The sequence below is a fragment of the Mesorhizobium amorphae CCNWGS0123 genome (genome assembly GCF_001686985.1).
In the GTDB taxonomy this organism is placed as follows: Bacteria; Pseudomonadota; Alphaproteobacteria; order Rhizobiales; family Rhizobiaceae; genus Mesorhizobium; species Mesorhizobium amorphae.
The window spans coordinates 5,665,895-5,680,266 of the sequence record NZ_CP015318.1 but is presented as its reverse complement, the minus strand read 5'-3'; the positions used below and the strand labels follow the sequence as shown (position 1 = coordinate 5,680,266).

General features: G+C 65.9%; 15 protein-coding genes. 8 read left to right on the top strand and 7 right to left on the bottom strand.

Translation table 11 applies throughout. The features are described 5' to 3' along the window. Nucleotides 1-150 precede the first annotated feature (150 nt). Nucleotides 151-387 carry a hypothetical protein gene (locus tag A6B35_RS26690; protein ID WP_065518288.1) on the top strand — a complete coding sequence of 79 codons (237 nt, stop codon included), beginning with the start codon at nt 151-153 and terminating at the stop codon, nt 385-387. 43 nt (nt 388-430) lie between these two features. Here A6B35_RS26690 and A6B35_RS26685 read toward each other — a convergent pair whose 3' ends face one another. From A6B35_RS26685 to A6B35_RS26675, 3 genes are all read right to left on the bottom strand, one after another. After that, nucleotides 431-811, bottom strand: coding sequence for a YciI family protein (locus A6B35_RS26685; protein ID WP_006202458.1), 381 nt, complete (start codon nt 809-811; stop codon nt 431-433). A 146-nt stretch (nt 812-957) separates the two neighbouring features. Then, nucleotides 958-2,367 (bottom strand): ATP-binding protein, encoded by a 1,410-nt coding sequence (locus A6B35_RS26680; RefSeq protein WP_065518287.1) that lies wholly within the window; start codon nt 2,365-2,367, stop codon nt 958-960. Beyond that, on the bottom strand, nt 2,364-3,080 hold the full coding sequence (locus A6B35_RS26675; protein ID WP_040582875.1) for a response regulator: 717 nt from the start codon (nt 3,078-3,080) through the stop codon (nt 2,364-2,366). Before A6B35_RS26675 ends, A6B35_RS26680 begins: the two co-directional genes overlap by 4 nt. Before the next feature lie 237 nt (nt 3,081-3,317). Here A6B35_RS26675 and A6B35_RS26670 point away from each other — a divergent pair, with 237 nt between their 5' ends. The 4 genes from A6B35_RS26670 to clpS all read left to right on the top strand — a co-directional run bounded on the left by A6B35_RS26670 (nt 3,318) and on the right by clpS (nt 4,860). Then, nucleotides 3,318-3,620 carry a hypothetical protein gene (locus A6B35_RS26670; protein WP_006202594.1) on the top strand — a complete coding sequence of 101 codons (303 nt, stop codon included), beginning with the start codon at nt 3,318-3,320 and terminating at the stop codon, nt 3,618-3,620. Between the two features lie 38 nt (nt 3,621-3,658). After that, nucleotides 3,659-3,904: a hypothetical protein gene (locus A6B35_RS26665; protein ID WP_006202593.1), complete on the top strand. Its 246-nt coding sequence runs from the start codon at nt 3,659-3,661 to the stop codon at nt 3,902-3,904. 174 nt (nt 3,905-4,078) lie between these two features. Beyond that, nucleotides 4,079-4,435, top strand: a complete 357-nt coding sequence (locus tag A6B35_RS26660; RefSeq protein ID WP_006202592.1) for a hypothetical protein — start codon at nt 4,079-4,081, stop codon at nt 4,433-4,435. A gap of 119 nt (nt 4,436-4,554) precedes the next feature. Continuing rightward, the gene (gene clpS / locus A6B35_RS26655) at nt 4,555-4,860 is read left to right on the top strand and encodes an ATP-dependent Clp protease adapter ClpS (protein WP_040582863.1); all 306 of its coding nucleotides are present in this window, start codon (nt 4,555-4,557) and stop codon (nt 4,858-4,860) included. 6 nt (nt 4,861-4,866) lie between these two features. Here the strand turns inward: clpS and A6B35_RS26650 are convergent, their stop codons facing one another. The 4 genes from A6B35_RS26650 to A6B35_RS26635 are packed head-to-tail and all read right to left on the bottom strand — an operon-like array spanning nt 4,867 to nt 11,692. Beyond that, nucleotides 4,867-6,954, bottom strand: a complete 2,088-nt coding sequence (locus A6B35_RS26650) for a hypothetical protein (protein WP_006202590.1) — start codon at nt 6,952-6,954, stop codon at nt 4,867-4,869. Nucleotides 6,955-6,957: 3 nt separating this feature from the next. Then, nucleotides 6,958-9,777 carry a DUF4159 domain-containing protein gene (locus tag A6B35_RS26645; protein WP_006202589.1) on the bottom strand — a complete coding sequence of 940 codons (2,820 nt, stop codon included), beginning with the start codon at nt 9,775-9,777 and terminating at the stop codon, nt 6,958-6,960. Continuing rightward, a complete protein-coding gene (locus A6B35_RS26640) occupies nt 9,774-10,688 on the bottom strand; it encodes a DUF58 domain-containing protein (protein ID WP_006202587.1) in 915 nt (304 codons plus the stop codon). Before A6B35_RS26640 ends, A6B35_RS26645 begins: the two co-directional genes overlap by 4 nt. After that, entirely contained in the window at nt 10,688-11,692 is a 1,005-nt protein-coding gene (locus A6B35_RS26635) for an AAA family ATPase (RefSeq protein ID WP_006202586.1), read from the bottom strand. The genes A6B35_RS26640 and A6B35_RS26635 overlap by 1 nt, the downstream gene beginning before the upstream one ends. 147 nt (nt 11,693-11,839) lie before the next feature. Here A6B35_RS26635 and A6B35_RS26630 point away from each other — a divergent pair, with 147 nt between their 5' ends. From A6B35_RS26630 to A6B35_RS26620, 3 genes are read left to right on the top strand one after another with little or no spacing between them, the layout of a single operon-like run. Then, entirely contained in the window at nt 11,840-12,469 is a 630-nt protein-coding gene (locus A6B35_RS26630; RefSeq protein ID WP_006202585.1) for a DUF1285 domain-containing protein, read from the top strand. Continuing rightward, on the top strand, nt 12,469-13,101 hold the full coding sequence (locus tag A6B35_RS26625; protein WP_006202584.1) for a CoA pyrophosphatase: 633 nt from the start codon (nt 12,469-12,471) through the stop codon (nt 13,099-13,101). Before A6B35_RS26630 ends, A6B35_RS26625 begins: the two co-directional genes overlap by 1 nt. After that, on the top strand, nt 13,098-14,369 hold the full coding sequence (locus A6B35_RS26620; protein WP_006202583.1) for a CCA tRNA nucleotidyltransferase: 1,272 nt from the start codon (nt 13,098-13,100) through the stop codon (nt 14,367-14,369). Before A6B35_RS26625 ends, A6B35_RS26620 begins: the two co-directional genes overlap by 4 nt. Nucleotides 14,370-14,372 lie beyond the last annotated feature (3 nt).

Below are 14,372 nucleotides of genomic sequence, written 5' to 3'. Positions count from 1 at the left end.
CCTCCGATAGAATATCACGTCCCGTCGTCAACTTAACGACGATTTAGCGCTTCCATTCGCGGTTTTTCCTGCGGTTTCACGCCTGGATGAACATTGGCAAAGCGCGCTGGTGGGACATTGCCCTCGTGAGTTCGAAACAGGGGAATGACAATGACCTATATCAGCCTCAGGACCTTCCAGCCGACCTCCCGTTTTGCCGGCACGCTGGGCGCCCATGTCACGACCGTCGTCGCCGGGCTTCGGCGCCGGTATCAGGATGCCATGCAGCGCAGGGCTTTGGCCGGCCTGTCGATATCGGAACTGAAGGACTTCGGCTATCCGGCCGATGAAGCTCCCGCCGACGTCGCAGCCCGCGGCCGCATCGCCGAGCGCAGTTCGCTGCGGTGACCCCTGCTATGGGCACCTTCTGGAATTGGCTTGCAGGCCCTTCTCACTTCGCGCCGGTAGCCAGTGGGGCGCCGGGGAGATAAAGCATGATCGGTCGGATCTCGTAGACGGCAGTGGGATTGACGCGCCTGAGGTCGCGCGCTGTTGCAATCGCCTCGTCTTGGCTGTCACAGTCAAGAACGTAGAGCCCCAGCAACTGCTCCTTGGTCTCGGCGAAGGGACCGTCGATAACCACGCCGTCGCCCGGACCGCGCAGTGTAACGGCCTCGGCGGTCCCGCCCAATCTTGCCGCCGGCCCAAGTTTGCCGTCGCGGGTCAGCCTGGCGTTGATCTCGAGCAGGTCTTCCATCAGCGCCGCGTCCTCCTCAGGCGTCCAGGACTGGACGGTCTGTTCGACGTGATAGGCAAGGATGGCGTAGAACATGGGACGGTCTCCTCAAATCAAGTTCTACAGCGTCCCTTGCGTGTCCAAGAGGGCGCGCGGCGCTGTGGTGCCGGATCGGGCGGCAATATCACAAGGATCGCGAGACTGATCCAGTCCCGGTGCCGATCAGGCCGCCGCCTCCTGACTCATGCTGCCAGCGGCAGGCGCAGTTCCGTCAGCAGGCCGCCGCCGGGATGGTTGGAGAGGCTGACCTCGCCGCCGGCGGCACGCGCGATGTTGCGGGCAATGGTCAGGCCAAGACCGAGGCCGCCGGTCTGGCGGTTGCGCGATTGCTCGATGCGAACGAAGGAGCCGAACACCGTGTCGAGTTGGGCCTGCGGAATGCCGGGACCCTCGTCGCGGATGGTGAGCGTGATTGTGTCCTGCGACCGCTCAAGGCTGAGATGCGCCTTCTTGCCGTAGGTCACGGCATTCTGGACGAGGTTGGTGACGCAGCGCTTCAGTGCTACCGGCCGGGCCATGCAGATCAGGCCGCGCGGCCGTGTACCGTCGTGGTCGAACGAGACCTCCTCGAAGCCGTCGGCGACCGCCTCCACCAGCGACCAGAAATCAATGCGTTCGGCCTTCTCCTCCGTCACCTCGAACTTGGCAAAGTCGATCACCGAGCTGGCAATGCTCTCGATGTCGGCGAGGTCATGCGCCAGTGCCGCGCGGGCCGGCGATTTGCGCAGCAGTTCGAGACGCAGCCGCATCCGGGTCAGCGGCGTGCGCAGATCGTGCGCAAGTGCTGCCGCGAGGTGTTCGCGATCCTCGACATAGTCGCGTAGCCTGAGCTGCATGGCGTTGACCGCCTTGGCCGCGGCGCGGATCTCGCGGCTGCCCGACTCGGCGATCGGCGGGCTCTTCAAATCGTGGCCGATGCGCGTCACGGCGGTTTCCATCATCCGGTAGGGCGCGGTCAGCCGGCGCAGCGACCAGATCGACATCACCACCACCAGCCCGGCAATCAGTGCATAGAGCGGCAGGCTGTCGAAGCTCAATATCGGGCCTACCGGCGTGATCGGCTCGGTGAAATTCAGCCACTGCCCGTCGGCGAAGCGCAGCGAGGCTGTCAGCTTGTCGCTCTGGGCGAAATCCGCCGCCAGCACCAGAAGGTCGCGTTCCACCTGGCCGACGTCCTTGTTCATGATCGCGCCGCCAGGAGCATCTGACTCGCGCGTTGCCGGATCGCGCCGCACGCGTGCGTCGGTGACGCCGAATTTGGTCAGACGCCCGACGAGGATGTCCTCCAGTTCGGCGAGTTCGTCGTCGCCGGCGATCGAGGAGGTGACGGCGGGCGTGTCCGAAACGGTCAGCGCGTAGGTGGCGTTGAACAGTCCCGACGCGGTCGCCTTGCGTTCTTCGGGCGTCGCATCGTGCATCAGTTGCACCAGCGAGAAGGCGCGGTCGTTGAGGCGGTAGAGATCGACCACGTCGTTGGCGGCGTCGCGGTCACGTGCGACGATGTACAGTGTAGCGATCTGGCTGATCAGCAGGCCGGCAATGACGATGAGCAGCACCCAGACAGGCAGGGTCTGCGGCAGGAAGCGTCTCATTCGGAGGTCGTTTCGGGCAGGAACTGATAGCCGCCGCTGCGCACGGTCAGGATCAGTTTCGGCGTCTTGGGATCGTCTTCCATCTTGCGCCGCAGCCGGCTGACCAGGATGTCGACGCTGCGGTCGAAACTGTAGCCGGTATCGCCGCCCGAGAGCTCGATGAGCTGGTCGCGGGTGAGCACGCGTTGCGCGCTTTTGACGAAGGTCTGCAGGAGGTTGAACTCCGCCATCGTCAGCTCGACCCTGACATCGCCGGGCGCCGTCAGGCGGCGGCGCGAGCAATCCATCGTCCAGCCGGCGAAGTGGTAGATCTGCTTGGTTGTCGGGCGGCGCGGCTCGGCGGCGCCGTTGCGCCTCAGCACGGCGCGGATGCGGGCCAGGAGCTCATGCGGATCGAAGGGTTTCGGCACATAGTCGTCGGCGCCCATCTCGAGGCCGACGACACGGTCGGTCGTCTCGGTGACGGCCGTCAGCATGATGATCGGCGTCGTGTGGTTGGCGCGCAGTTCGCGGCAAAGCTCCAGCCCGCTCTTGCCGGGCAGCATCACGTCGAGAACGATGAGATCGACCTGCATGCGGCGCAGGATGGCCTCCATCTCGACGCCGTCGGCGGCAACGGTCGTGTGCAGGCCCCGCTTCTGCAAGAACTCCTGAAGCAGGTCGCGTATGCCCTTGTCGTCGTCGACGATCAGTATGTGTGCGTCGGATTTCACGGGAACCCTGTCATTGCTGGTGGCCAAGCGGTCATTCGATCCTCTCCCACACGATAGAATTCGGGCCATATGTTGGCCAGTGGCGATAGCACAGCCCAAGGCGGATTCGGCAGAAACAATCCAGAAACAAATTTCTATAGTCCGGAAAAACTCACGAAAAAATTCAAGGGCATAACGGTGTCGTGGCGGTCAGGTCATCGGCTGCGACGCAAGTCTCCGGAGTAACGGACAAGACCAATGCATAGGTTCACGATCAGCTTGATGGGTGCGTTGCTCGGCATTTCGCTCGTCACGGCCGCGGTCGGAACCTCCGATGCAAAGGTGGCGCCGATCACCCGGGCCGAGCGCTGCAGCGACCTCAACCGTCAGGTTGACGAAGCCCTCGAAACCCATGCCGCGGCAACGCAGGTCACCGCGGCGAAAGCACTGCAAAGAAAGGGAACCCGGTTCTGCGCCAACAAGAAGCAGGCACAGGGCATCCGGATGCTCGCAAACGCTTTGAAGCTGCTTGGAGTGACACCGAACGACCCGGTTCAGTGACGCTCAAACCCCGACCCGCATAAAAAGGAAATGAAGCCATGAACAAGTCCCTCCTCTCCGCCCTCGGTCTCGCTGTTGCTCTCGCCTTCTCGATGCCGGCTCTCGGCAACGCAGCCGCGACCACGACCGTTGCTCCCGCTGCTTCGACCACCGCGCCGGCGGCTGCGCCTGCCAAGGCTGCTCCGAAGAAGGTCACTGCCAAGAAGACCGTCAAGGCCTGCAAAGTGACCAAGACGCACAAGTGCCCGGTCAAGAAGGCGCCGAAGGCAGCCAAGAAGTCCTGATCCAGGCCTGGCAACAGCCAGCTCTCCTGACAAGGCCGCTCCAGCCGGAATTCGGCTGGAGCGGCCTGGATCGAGCCGGAATACCGGTGACGTCCGATCCCGGCATGCCAAACTGGTTCAACGGCCGGCGATCCTTTAACCCGATCGCAATGCCGGCCCTGTAGGACAATCCGCATGAAGCGGCTTTCGTCCATTTTGCGCTCAATGGTCATCGGCGGCCTGGTGGTCAGCGGAGTGGCCAAGGTGTTGATCCTGCTCTCCGCCAGCCCGGTGCCGGACCCCGCCAGCGGACGGACCGAGCCGTCGCTGTTCGCGCCGAAAATATCCACCGACTGGGACTACATCACGCCCGGGCAAACCTGGCTGCTCATCGTGCTTACCGGCACGGTGCTTATCTGCTTCATCGCCTGGCCGGTCGCAGCCTGGATGGAGCGCCGGGTCGATGCACCCGATACGCGTTCCCGTCCGCCATCTGTCGGGACGGTGCGGCAGATCCCGCCGCGGCGCATGTTCGGCCGGCATGGCCGTTGAACGGCCCGCCACAGCGACCCACATAGATTTGTCAGAGATCGCACTGCCGTTTGGCCGATCGAAAATGGACGACCGCTTTCGCCCGTGACAAAGTGAAGGCGAAATTTCCTGGGTTTCCGATGCCTGAAACCACCACCACACCGCGCACCAAGACGCTGCCGAAGACCGAACGGCCGAAGCTCTACAAGGTCATCCTCATCAACGACGATTTCACCCCGCGCGAGTTCGTGGTGACCGTGCTCAAGGGCGAGTTCAAATTGAGCGAAGACCAGGCGCAACGGGTGATGATCACCGCGCACCGGCGAGGCGTATGTGTCGTCGCCGTCTTCACCAGAGACGTCGCTGAGACCAAGGCGACGCGGGCCACCGACGCCGGCAAGGCCAAGGGCTACCCGCTGCTGTTCACGACCGAACCGGAAGAGTGAAGAGCGTTACCGCCCCTCGCGGTACCACATCGAGCCCATCGCCAGAAGCAGCAGGCCGAGGCCGAGGAAGCCGCCGAAGAGCGGCACGCGCGAGACGGCCTTCAGCACGCTGTCGTCGGTGGTGCGGAGCCCAATCCAGTCGTTGCCGGAGGCCGCACCGGTGGAGCGGACCGGGACGATCGAAGGCAGCGTCACGCCGCCGGTGAGATTGCCGAGAGTGGACGAAGGCGCCAGCCGGCGCACGCTGCCGCCGGTCGCCTCCGCCGGCGCCTTCAGCCGGTCCTCGGTCGAGATGACGTCGGTGAACTCCGGTGCGTTGATCGGACCGACATGGGCAAGCGCGGTGAGGTCGCCATTGCCGACCTGGTAGAGGCCGATCTCGCTGGTCTGGACGGTGCCGAGGAAAATGCCGGGCTCGGATTTTTCGAGCCTGACGATCAGCGCCTTGCCCGATGGCGTGATCACCTGCGCCGGGCCGGGGTCGTCGCTCATCGTCTGGCGGCGTATTTCCAGTGTCATGCCGCGCCCGTCGGCGGTCAGGCGCTCCTCTTCGAGTTCGGGCTCCTTCATCAGCCAATGGGCGATGCGGCGATAGAGCTGGACATGCGGGCCGCCGCCCTCGAAGCCGCGCGCCCACAGCCAGCCCTGGTCGGACAGAAGCATGCCGACGCGGCCTTCGCCCTTGCGGTCGAGCAGAAGCAGGGGCCGGTTGTCGGCGCCCTTCATCACCACCTCGCCCTCGGGGTTCTCGACGCCGATGGTGCGGAACCAGCGGCTCCAGTGCGGCGGATCGGTGGCCGAGCCGTCGAGCCCGCGCGTCACCGGATGACGCTGGCCGAGCTCGGTCAGGCGCGGGTAGAAGGCCTTGTCGACGACCTCGCCGGTCGGCATTGCCGGCAGCGCCGACATCAGCGGCGTGCGGGCGATCGAGCTTTCGCCGGCATATTCAGGCCCCGCGGCGATCAGCAGCGCGCCACCCTTTTCGACATATTCGGAGATGTAGTCGTAATAGAGGATCGGCAGCACGTCGCGGTGCTGGTAGCGGTCGAAGATGATGAGGTCGAAATCCTTGATCCTCTCGACGAACAGTTCGCGCGTCGGAAAGGCGATCAGCGACAATTCGTTGATCGGCGTGCCGTCCTGCTTTTCCGGCGGACGCAGAATGGTGAAATGGACGAGATCGACCGATGCGTCCGACTTCAAAAGGTTGCGCCAGGTGCGTTCACCGGCATGCGGCTCGCCGGAAACGAGCAGCACGCGCAAATTTTCGCGGATGCCGTCGATCAGCGCGATGGCGCGGTTGTTGGCGTCGGTCAGTTCGCCCGGCACGGGGTCGATGGCGAGCTCGACGATGTTGCGGCCGGCGGTCGGGATCGTCACCTGCAGCGGCATCGCCTGGCCGATGGTAGCGTGCTCGACCGACACTTGCTCGCCATTGACCGAGACGCGGACATCGACCGGGCCGGTTTGATTGTCGGAGGCGATGACGCGGTAGCTCATATCGAGCGGCTTGCCGACGAGGCCGAAGCGCGGCGCATTCTCGAAGCGTATGCGGCGGTCTTGCTCGTGCTCGTTGCCGGTGATCAAAGCGTGCAGCGGCGCATGGAAGTCGGGCGCGCCGGCCGGCGCGTCATGCACCTCGCCATCGGTGATCATGATGGCGCCGCCGATGCGCGACGGCGGCACATCGCGGAATGCGCCTTCGAGCGCGCCGAACAGCCTGGTGTCGGTACGCTCCTCGGCAGCCTCGGACCGGCCCGCCTCGACGACGCGCACGTCGAACTGCTTGAAGCGGCCGAGGCGCTGCTGCAGCCCGGCCAGGGTTTCGTCGGTCTGTTTGGTGCGCTCGCCGATATCCTGGCTCTGGCTGCGGTCGACGACGATGGCGACGACGCTTTTCAAGGCCTCGCGTTCCTCATCGAGGAAGACAGGATTGAGCAAAGCGGCGCCGAGCGCAAGCAAGGCGGCGAAGCGGAAGACCGAGCCGCGCTGGCGAAACCACAGGCCGACCAGCGCCAGCAACACCAGCGGCGCCAGCACGGCGGCAAGCAGCGGCCAGGACAGAAGCGGTTCGAAATTGATCGACCAGTTCATGGCTTACTGCCCCAGTCGTTCGAGCAGGACGGGCACATGCACCTGGTCGGATTTGTAGTTGCCGGTCAGCATGTACATCATGATGTTGACACCGGCGCGCAGCGCATAGATGCGTTGCATCGGGTCGGCCGGCACGGTCGGCAGGAGCGGGTCGCCATTCTCGTCGACGGCCCAGGCGCCGGCAAAATCATTGGCGGTGATCAGGATCGGCGAGACGCCGTCGCCGACCCGCACCGGGCGGTTCTCGGTGTTGCTGGCGTCGAGCGAGGCCTCGACCCAGAGCGGACTGCCGGCGAAGCGGCCGGGAAACTCGGGCAGGATGAAGAAGGACTTGGTCAGCACATGATCCGACGGTACCGGCTCCAGCGGCGGCACGTTGAGATCGCCGAGAATGTCGCGCAGCCGCTCCGTCGCCGGGCTGGTCGAATCGGCGCCGATGCCGTTGGCGAACTGGTCGCGAGTGTCGAACAGGACGGTGCCGCCCTGCTGCATATAGGCATCGACACGCGCGATCGCCGCTTGGCTCGGCATGGGCGCTGCCGGGTCGATCGGCCAGTAGATCAGCGGGTAGAAGGACAGTTCGTCCTTCGCGATGTCGACGCCGGCCGGCGCTCCGGGTTCGAGCGCGGTCTTTTCGATCAGGAAACGGGTCAGGCCTTCGAGACCGGCGCGGCTGATCGAGTCGACGCCTGGCTCGCCGGTCAGCACATAGGCGATGCGGGTCTTCGCGATGTCCTCGATCGCCTGGGCATCGCCCGGTTTCGCGTCGTCGGCACGGGCGAGGTCGGCATGGCCAAGGAGCGCGCCCAGCGCTATCAGCACGGCGGCCGCCGTGGTTGCGGCGGCGCGGCGCGGCCGGCGCGCCAGCAGCCCGCCCATCCAGAACACCGCCAGCGTGTCGAGCACCATCAGCACCAGGGCGGCAGCGACCAGTGCGCCTTTGAGATTGCGTGATTCGTCGAAAGCGTACTGGACGGTGGTGACCGGCAACGAAATCTGAGGCCGGTCCAGCAGCGCAAAGGTGCTGTCGGCCTCAAGCAAATTATGGGCGAAGACGCCGGTCTCGGAGCCGTAGAGGCCGGGCGGGTTCTCGAACGTCACAGGCAGCGGCCCGGCGCCGGGCACCAGCGGCCGTGCATCCGGGGTCGGCGGCACCAGCTCGCCGTCGGCGGCTATCATCCGGTAGGGCGCCAGCGAGGTGGCGGCGGCTTCGGCGTTGGCGATCGCCGCGCCCTGGTTGCGCGACAGCTGCACGATGCGCCTGAGCATCTCGACGAAGCTGCCCGATATCGGCAGGTTCGACCAGGTTGCCTCGGGCGTGACGTGGAACAGGACGAGCGTGCCCTTGCCCTTCTTCAGCCCGGTCACCAGCGGCGTGCCGTCGGCAAGCGTCGCCCAGGTACGCTCGACGATGTCGGGTGTCGGCTCGGCCAATACCTGCCTGGTGACGGTGACCTCGGCCGGCGGCGCGAGGTCGGCAAACGGGCCGGACTTCGGGAACTCGGTGACCGGCTGCGGCGTCGTCCACGACAAGGCGCCGCCCATCGAGCGTTCGCCGGTGCGCAGCCTGACCGGCAGCAGATCGTCGTCATTGCCGGCGGCGGCCAGCCTCGACCCGGCAAAGCGCACCAGTGTGCCGCCCTTGTCGACCCAGTCGACCAGCCTCTGCTTCACCTGTTCCGGAATGGTGCCGACATCGGCCATGACGATCATCGCCGGCTTCTGGTCGAGAAGCTGCGGTATGGCGTCGGCGAGGTCGACACTCGATGGCTCGACAAGATCGGCGAAAGGCTGCAGCGCGCGGCGGATATAGTAGAGCGGCGACAAAAGCGGCTGCGCCTGGTCGGCCTCGGCCTGCGACAACAGCCCGACGCGGCGGCGCTTGGAGCTTTCGTCCAGCACCCGCACGGCGCCGGCCTGGTGCTCGCCGTCGAGCGCGATCGAGGCGAAGTCGTTGCGCAGCTCGAATGGCACCGCCATCGTCCCGGTAGCGGTGGATTCGCCCGGCGAGAAGGTCAGCGTCGCGTCGGCGATGCGACGGCCCTTGTCGTCGAAGGCACCGGCGGTGACTTGAGCCGGCGCCGGATCGTTTGGTGCGCGGATGGCGGTGAGCGCAAAGCCGTCGACCTGGTTATCGGCGACCGTGAGGCCGGTCAGCGACAGCCTGTCGGACGTTGCCCAGACGAGGCGCGCCGCGTTTTTCGACAGCAGCGTGTTGAACGCGGCTTCGTCGCCTTGCGCCGCCAGTCCATCCGCGAGCACGGCGACACTGGCGCCCGGCAGGCGCTCCAGGGCCGCCGCGACGCGTGCATAGATGGCCGGTCGGTCGGTCGGGATGGGCCGCGGCTTGGCTGCGCGCAGCCGGTCGAGCGCGGTCGCGGCGTCGAAGGGACCTATCTCGGCGTTGGGCTTTTCGGCGGTGAAGGCGATGACGACAGGCACGCCATTCGAACTGGCGTCGGCGATCAGGCGCTGCGCGGTGGCGACGCGCTTGCTCCAGTCGGCCGCACTTGCCCAGTCATTGTCGATGACCAATGCAAGGGCCGAGCCCTCGGCGGGCAGCTTCTCGCGCGGATTGAAGACGGGTTCGGCAAGGGCTGTGACGACAAGGGCTGCCATCAGCAGCCTCAGCAGCGTCAGCCACCAGGGGCTCTGATGCGGGGTCTCCTCGCGCTTCAGCACGCGGGCCAGTATCTTCAGCGGCGGAAACACCTCCGTCTGCGGCTTGGGCGGGGTGAGCCGCAACAGCCACCAGATCACCGGCAGCGCCAACAGGCCCCACAACACTATGGGCACACCGAAGGAGAGCGGCAGCCAGCTCATGCGCTGATCTTTCCGGCATAACCGCTTTCAGCGGTCATCGCCATGTGGATGCGCACCAGCGCCTCGGAAGCCAGCCGGTCAGTGTGGTTCACGGTAAAGCTCCAGCCGAGCCGCTTGCACCAGCCGGCCAGTTCCTGGCGGCGGGCGGTGTAGAGCAGGCGGTAGTCTTCGCCCAGCATTTCGGCGCGGCCGGCGGTCAGCTTGTCGCCGGTCTCTGGGTCGGTGAATTCGGTGCGGCCGGCATAGGGGAAGGTCTCCTCGGCCGGGTCGGCGACCTCGATCAGATGGGCGCGCACGCCGTGGCGGGCGAGCACGTCGAGCCAGGCCATGGTGTCTTCGACCGGATCGAGGAAATCGCTGACGATGACGATGTCGCAGAAGCGGCGGATGCTGGAAAGGTCGGGCTTTGCCGGCAGTGCGGCGGCATGGGCGAGGTGGGCCGCAATGCGTTCGGCGCCGTTGCGGGCGGTGAACGGATCGCTGAGGCCCGGCCAGGCAATGCGTTCGCCGCTGCGCGACAGGAGCTCGGCCATGGCGAGCGCCAGCACCAGCGCGCGCGATTCCTTGGAAACGCTGGCGCCTGCGGATTTGTAGAGCATGGACGGCGAGGGGTCGGCCCAAAGCCATACCGTATGGGCGGCCTCCCATTCGCGGTCGCGTACATAGGTGTGGTCGTCGCGGGCCGAGCGGCGCCAGTCGATGCGCGAGGAATCGCCCTCGACATAGGGGCGGAACTGCCAGAAATTCTCGCCGATGCCGCGCTTGCGGCGGCCATGCCAGCCGGCGATCACGGTGTTGACGATGCGGCGCGCCTCGACCAGGAGGTCCGGAACCAGCGAGGCCCGCAACCGGCCACGGGCGAGCGCGTCGCGCGTCGCCACCGGTGCCTGGACCTCGCCTATGCGCGCCATCAGATGCCTTTTGCCAGTTTCGCCACCACGTCGCGCACCGAGGTGCCTTCGGCGCGAGCGGCGAAGGTCAGCGCCATGCGGTGCTGCAGCACCGGCTCGGCCAACGCACGGATGTCGTCGACCGACGGTGCAAGCCGTCCATCATACAACGCGCGAGCGCGGGCGCACAGTGTCAGCGCCTGGCTGGCGCGCGGCCCCGGACCCCAGGCGACGAGCTTGTCGGTTTCGGCATGGCCCTGGCCTGGACGGGCCGAGCGCACCAGCTTGAGGATCGCCTCGACGACGCTTTCCGGCACCGGCAAGCGGCGGATCAGCGTCTGGATCTCCTTCAGCCGCGCCGGCTGCAGCACGTTCGCGGCCTTGGCATCCTCGACGCCGGTGGTTTCCAAGAGGATGCGGCGTTCCGCCTCGATTTCCGGATAGAGGATGTCGACCTGCATCAGGAAGCGGTCGAGTTGCGCCTCGGGCAGGGGATAGGTGCCTTCCTGCTCCAGCGGGTTCTGCGTCGCCAGCACGTGGAAGGGCGCCGGCAGGTCGTGGCGGGCGCCGGCAATGGTGACGTGGTATTCCTGCATCGCCTGCAGGAGCGCCGACTGGGTGCGCGGCGAGGCGCGATTGATCTCATCGGCCATCAGCAATTGCGCGAAGATCGGCCCCGAAATGAAGCGGAACGAACGCTTGCCGAATTCGTCCTGTTCCATCACCTCGGAACCGAGAATGTCCGACGGCATCAGGTCGGGGGTGAACTGGATGCGGCGGGAATCGAGACCGAGCACGACGCCCAGCGTCTCGACCAGCTTGGTCTTGGCGAGGCCTGGCACGCCGACCAGCAGCGCGTGGCCGCCGGCCAGGAGCGCCACCAGCGTGCGTTCGACGACCGCTTCCTGGCCGAAGATGACCCTGCCGACGCCGTCGCGGACCCTGGAGATGTCGGCCAATGCCTTCTCCGCCTCGGCGATCATGTCCTTTTCGCTGATCGGGCTTTCCTTGATCATCACGCTCATGGCCGCATCGATCCTTGTGTTGGAAATACCGGCTTGCACTTGTCTGTGCCGCAGAATGCCGCGATTCGGCCTCGCATGGCGCCTGCGTTTGAATTTAAATCACAGACTTAGGCTGACAAGCGGAACAACAGTGACTATTTCGTGACCATGACGGAACGCTCCGAACATGCTGAAGAGAGTCTGACGGCCGCCAGGGAAACGCGCGGACTGGAGGCGCTGATCTCGCGGGCGACGCGCGCCGGCAAGGGTCCGGCGCCGGTGGAGCGCTGGAATCCTGACTTCTGCGGCGATCTCGACATGGAGATCAAAGCCGACGGCACCTGGTTCTATCTGGGCACGCCGATCGGGCGCATGCCGCTGGTGCAACTCTTTTCCACGGTTCTGCGCAAGGATGCAGACGGCAAGACCTATCTGGTGACGCCGGTGGAACGGGTGGGTATCCGTGTCGCCGACGCGCCCTTCGTGGCCGTCGAAATGGACGTTTCCGGCGCCGGCGACGACCAGGTCATCACCTTCCGCACCAATGTCGGCGACGTCGTCGAGGCCGGGCCCGGGCATCCGCTGCGCTTCGTCGACGAGGATGCCACCGGCGGCCTGAAGCCTTACGTTCTGGTGCGCGGGCGGCTGGAAGCGCTGGTGGCGCGACCGGTGATGTACGAGCTGGTCGAGCATGGCGAGGAAATCGGCATCGGCGGCAGGACGATGTTTGCCGTCCGCTCGAAAGGCGAGGTCTATCCGATCATGACGGCGGAAAAACTGAAGCGGCTGAGCGCGTGATGGACCAAATGACGCCGGCGCCGTTTTCCACCGCTGATTTTCGCGCGCGCTTCGCCGCGCAGCCGGATGCGCATGCCGGCGACGAATTTGGCGATCACCGCTTCAACCCCGGCCATCCGCGCCTGACCCAAGCCAAGCCACTGCGCGACGCTGCGGTGTTGATCCCGGTGGTCGATCATCAAGGCGATGCGACGGTCTTGCTGACAAAACGGGCCGAGAAGCTGCGCAGCCATTCAGGGCAGGTGGCTTTCCCCGGCGGCACGATCGATGCAACCGATCCCAGCCCGGAGGCGGCGGCGCTGCGCGAAACCTTCGAGGAGATCGGGCTTGGCGAGGATGGCATCGAGATCATCGGCCGCATGCCCGACTACGTCGCGGGCAGCGGCTACCGCATCGCGCCGGTCCTGGGCATCGTGCGGCCGGGTTTCCGGCTGACGCTGAATGCCGAGGAGGTCGATGCCGCCTTCGAGGTGCCACTGCGCTTCCTGATGGACCCGGCCAATCACAAGCGGGACAGCCGCATGTGGAACGATCTCGAATGGTTCTTCTACGACATGCCCTATGGCGACCGGCGTATCTGGGGCGTCACCGCCGGCATCATCCGCACGCTTTATGAAAGGCTCTATGCGTGAGTGCTCCGGTGTCGCTTGCGGGCAGGGCCGACTGGCTCGGCGAAAAGCAGCTGCAGCGACTGCTTGCCGCGCTTTCGGACGGCGGCGAAGAGGCGCGCATTGCCGGCGGTGCGGTGCGCAACGCGCTGATCGGCCAGCCCGTCGCCGATATCGACATCGCCACGACTTGCCTGCCTGAGGAAACCAAGCGCCGCGCCGAAGCGGCGGGGTTCAAGACGGTGCCGACCGGCATCGAGCACGGCACCATCACTGCTGTCGCCGGCGGCAAGGCCTATGAGGTCACCACGCTGCGCGCCGACATCGAAACCGACGGGCGGCGGGCAAAGGTGTCGTTCGGGCGCGACTGGAAGCTTGATGCCGAGCGGCGCGACTTCACCATCAACGCGCTTTACGCCGAAGCCGACGGCACCGTGGTCGACCTGGTCGGCGGCATCGCCGACATCGAAGCGCGCCGGCTGCGCTTCATCGGCGATGCGGAGGCGCGCATCCGCGAGGATTATTTGCGCATCCTGCGCTTCTTTCGCTTTTTCGCCTGGTATGGCGACGGCCGGCCGGATGCGGAGGGGTTGAAGGCCTGCGCGCGGCTCAAGGAGGGGCTGAGCCAGCTTTCGGCCGAGCGCGTCTGGTCCGAGTTGAAGAAGCTTCTGTCGGCGCCCGATCCGTCACGGGCGCTTCTTTGGATGCGCCAGGCCGGCGTTCTCACCAGCGTCCTGCCGGAGAGCGAGAAATGGGGCATCGACGCCATCCACGGACTGACCAGGACCGAAAAGGAGCTGGGTTGGACGCCAGACTCGCTGCTCAGGCTGGAAGCGATGGTGCCACCGGATGCGGCGCGGATGAAAACGCTTGCCGAGAGGCTGAGATTCTCGACCGGCGAGGCGGATCGCCTGCGCCACTGGGCGCTGACGGTTGCTGTCGAACCCAAGACAACCGAAGGCGAGCTGGCGAAAAAGCTCTATCGTGGCGATCGCCAGGGCTTTGTCGACCGGCTCCGGCTTGCGCTGGCCTCCGCGCGGGCGCGGGCGGTCGAGGACAATGCAGCGCTCCTCGACGCAGGCGGCTTTTCGCGCCTGCTTGGTTTCGCGCTGAAATGGCAAAGGCCCGACTTCCCGGTCAAGGGAGCCGATCTGACCGAGCTAGGCGCTGCGCCGGGGCCGAAGCTCGGCGCCATCCTGAAAAACCTGGAAAGGGAGTGGATCGAGTCCGGTTTTGCGCTTGATCGCGGCGCGCTGCTCGAGCGCGCCGCGGAAGCCTTGAAAGCCAGCTGAGAT

What these genes read in the sequence shown, in the direction of transcription:
- A6B35_RS26690 (WP_065518288.1), top strand. Translation starts at nt 151, where the DNA reads ATGACCTATATCAGCCTCAGGACCTTCCAGCCGACCTCCCGTTTTGCC.
- A6B35_RS26685 (WP_006202458.1), bottom strand. Translation starts at nt 811, where the DNA reads ATGTTCTACGCCATCCTTGCCTATCACGTCGAACAGACCGTCCAGTCC.
- A6B35_RS26680 (WP_065518287.1), bottom strand. Translation starts at nt 2,367, where the DNA reads ATGAGACGCTTCCTGCCGCAGACCCTGCCTGTCTGGGTGCTGCTCATC.
- A6B35_RS26670 (WP_006202594.1), top strand. Translation starts at nt 3,318, where the DNA reads ATGCATAGGTTCACGATCAGCTTGATGGGTGCGTTGCTCGGCATTTCG.
- A6B35_RS26665 (WP_006202593.1), top strand. Translation starts at nt 3,659, where the DNA reads ATGAACAAGTCCCTCCTCTCCGCCCTCGGTCTCGCTGTTGCTCTCGCC.
- A6B35_RS26660 (WP_006202592.1), top strand. Translation starts at nt 4,079, where the DNA reads ATGAAGCGGCTTTCGTCCATTTTGCGCTCAATGGTCATCGGCGGCCTG.
- clpS (WP_040582863.1), top strand. Translation starts at nt 4,555, where the DNA reads ATGCCTGAAACCACCACCACACCGCGCACCAAGACGCTGCCGAAGACC.
- A6B35_RS26650 (WP_006202590.1), bottom strand. Translation starts at nt 6,954, where the DNA reads ATGAACTGGTCGATCAATTTCGAACCGCTTCTGTCCTGGCCGCTGCTT.
- A6B35_RS26645 (WP_006202589.1), bottom strand. Translation starts at nt 9,777, where the DNA reads ATGAGCTGGCTGCCGCTCTCCTTCGGTGTGCCCATAGTGTTGTGGGGC.
- A6B35_RS26640 (WP_006202587.1), bottom strand. Translation starts at nt 10,688, where the DNA reads ATGGCGCGCATAGGCGAGGTCCAGGCACCGGTGGCGACGCGCGACGCG.
- A6B35_RS26635 (WP_006202586.1), bottom strand. Translation starts at nt 11,692, where the DNA reads ATGAGCGTGATGATCAAGGAAAGCCCGATCAGCGAAAAGGACATGATC.
- A6B35_RS26630 (WP_006202585.1), top strand. Translation starts at nt 11,840, where the DNA reads ATGACGGAACGCTCCGAACATGCTGAAGAGAGTCTGACGGCCGCCAGG.
- A6B35_RS26625 (WP_006202584.1), top strand. Translation starts at nt 12,469, where the DNA reads ATGGACCAAATGACGCCGGCGCCGTTTTCCACCGCTGATTTTCGCGCG.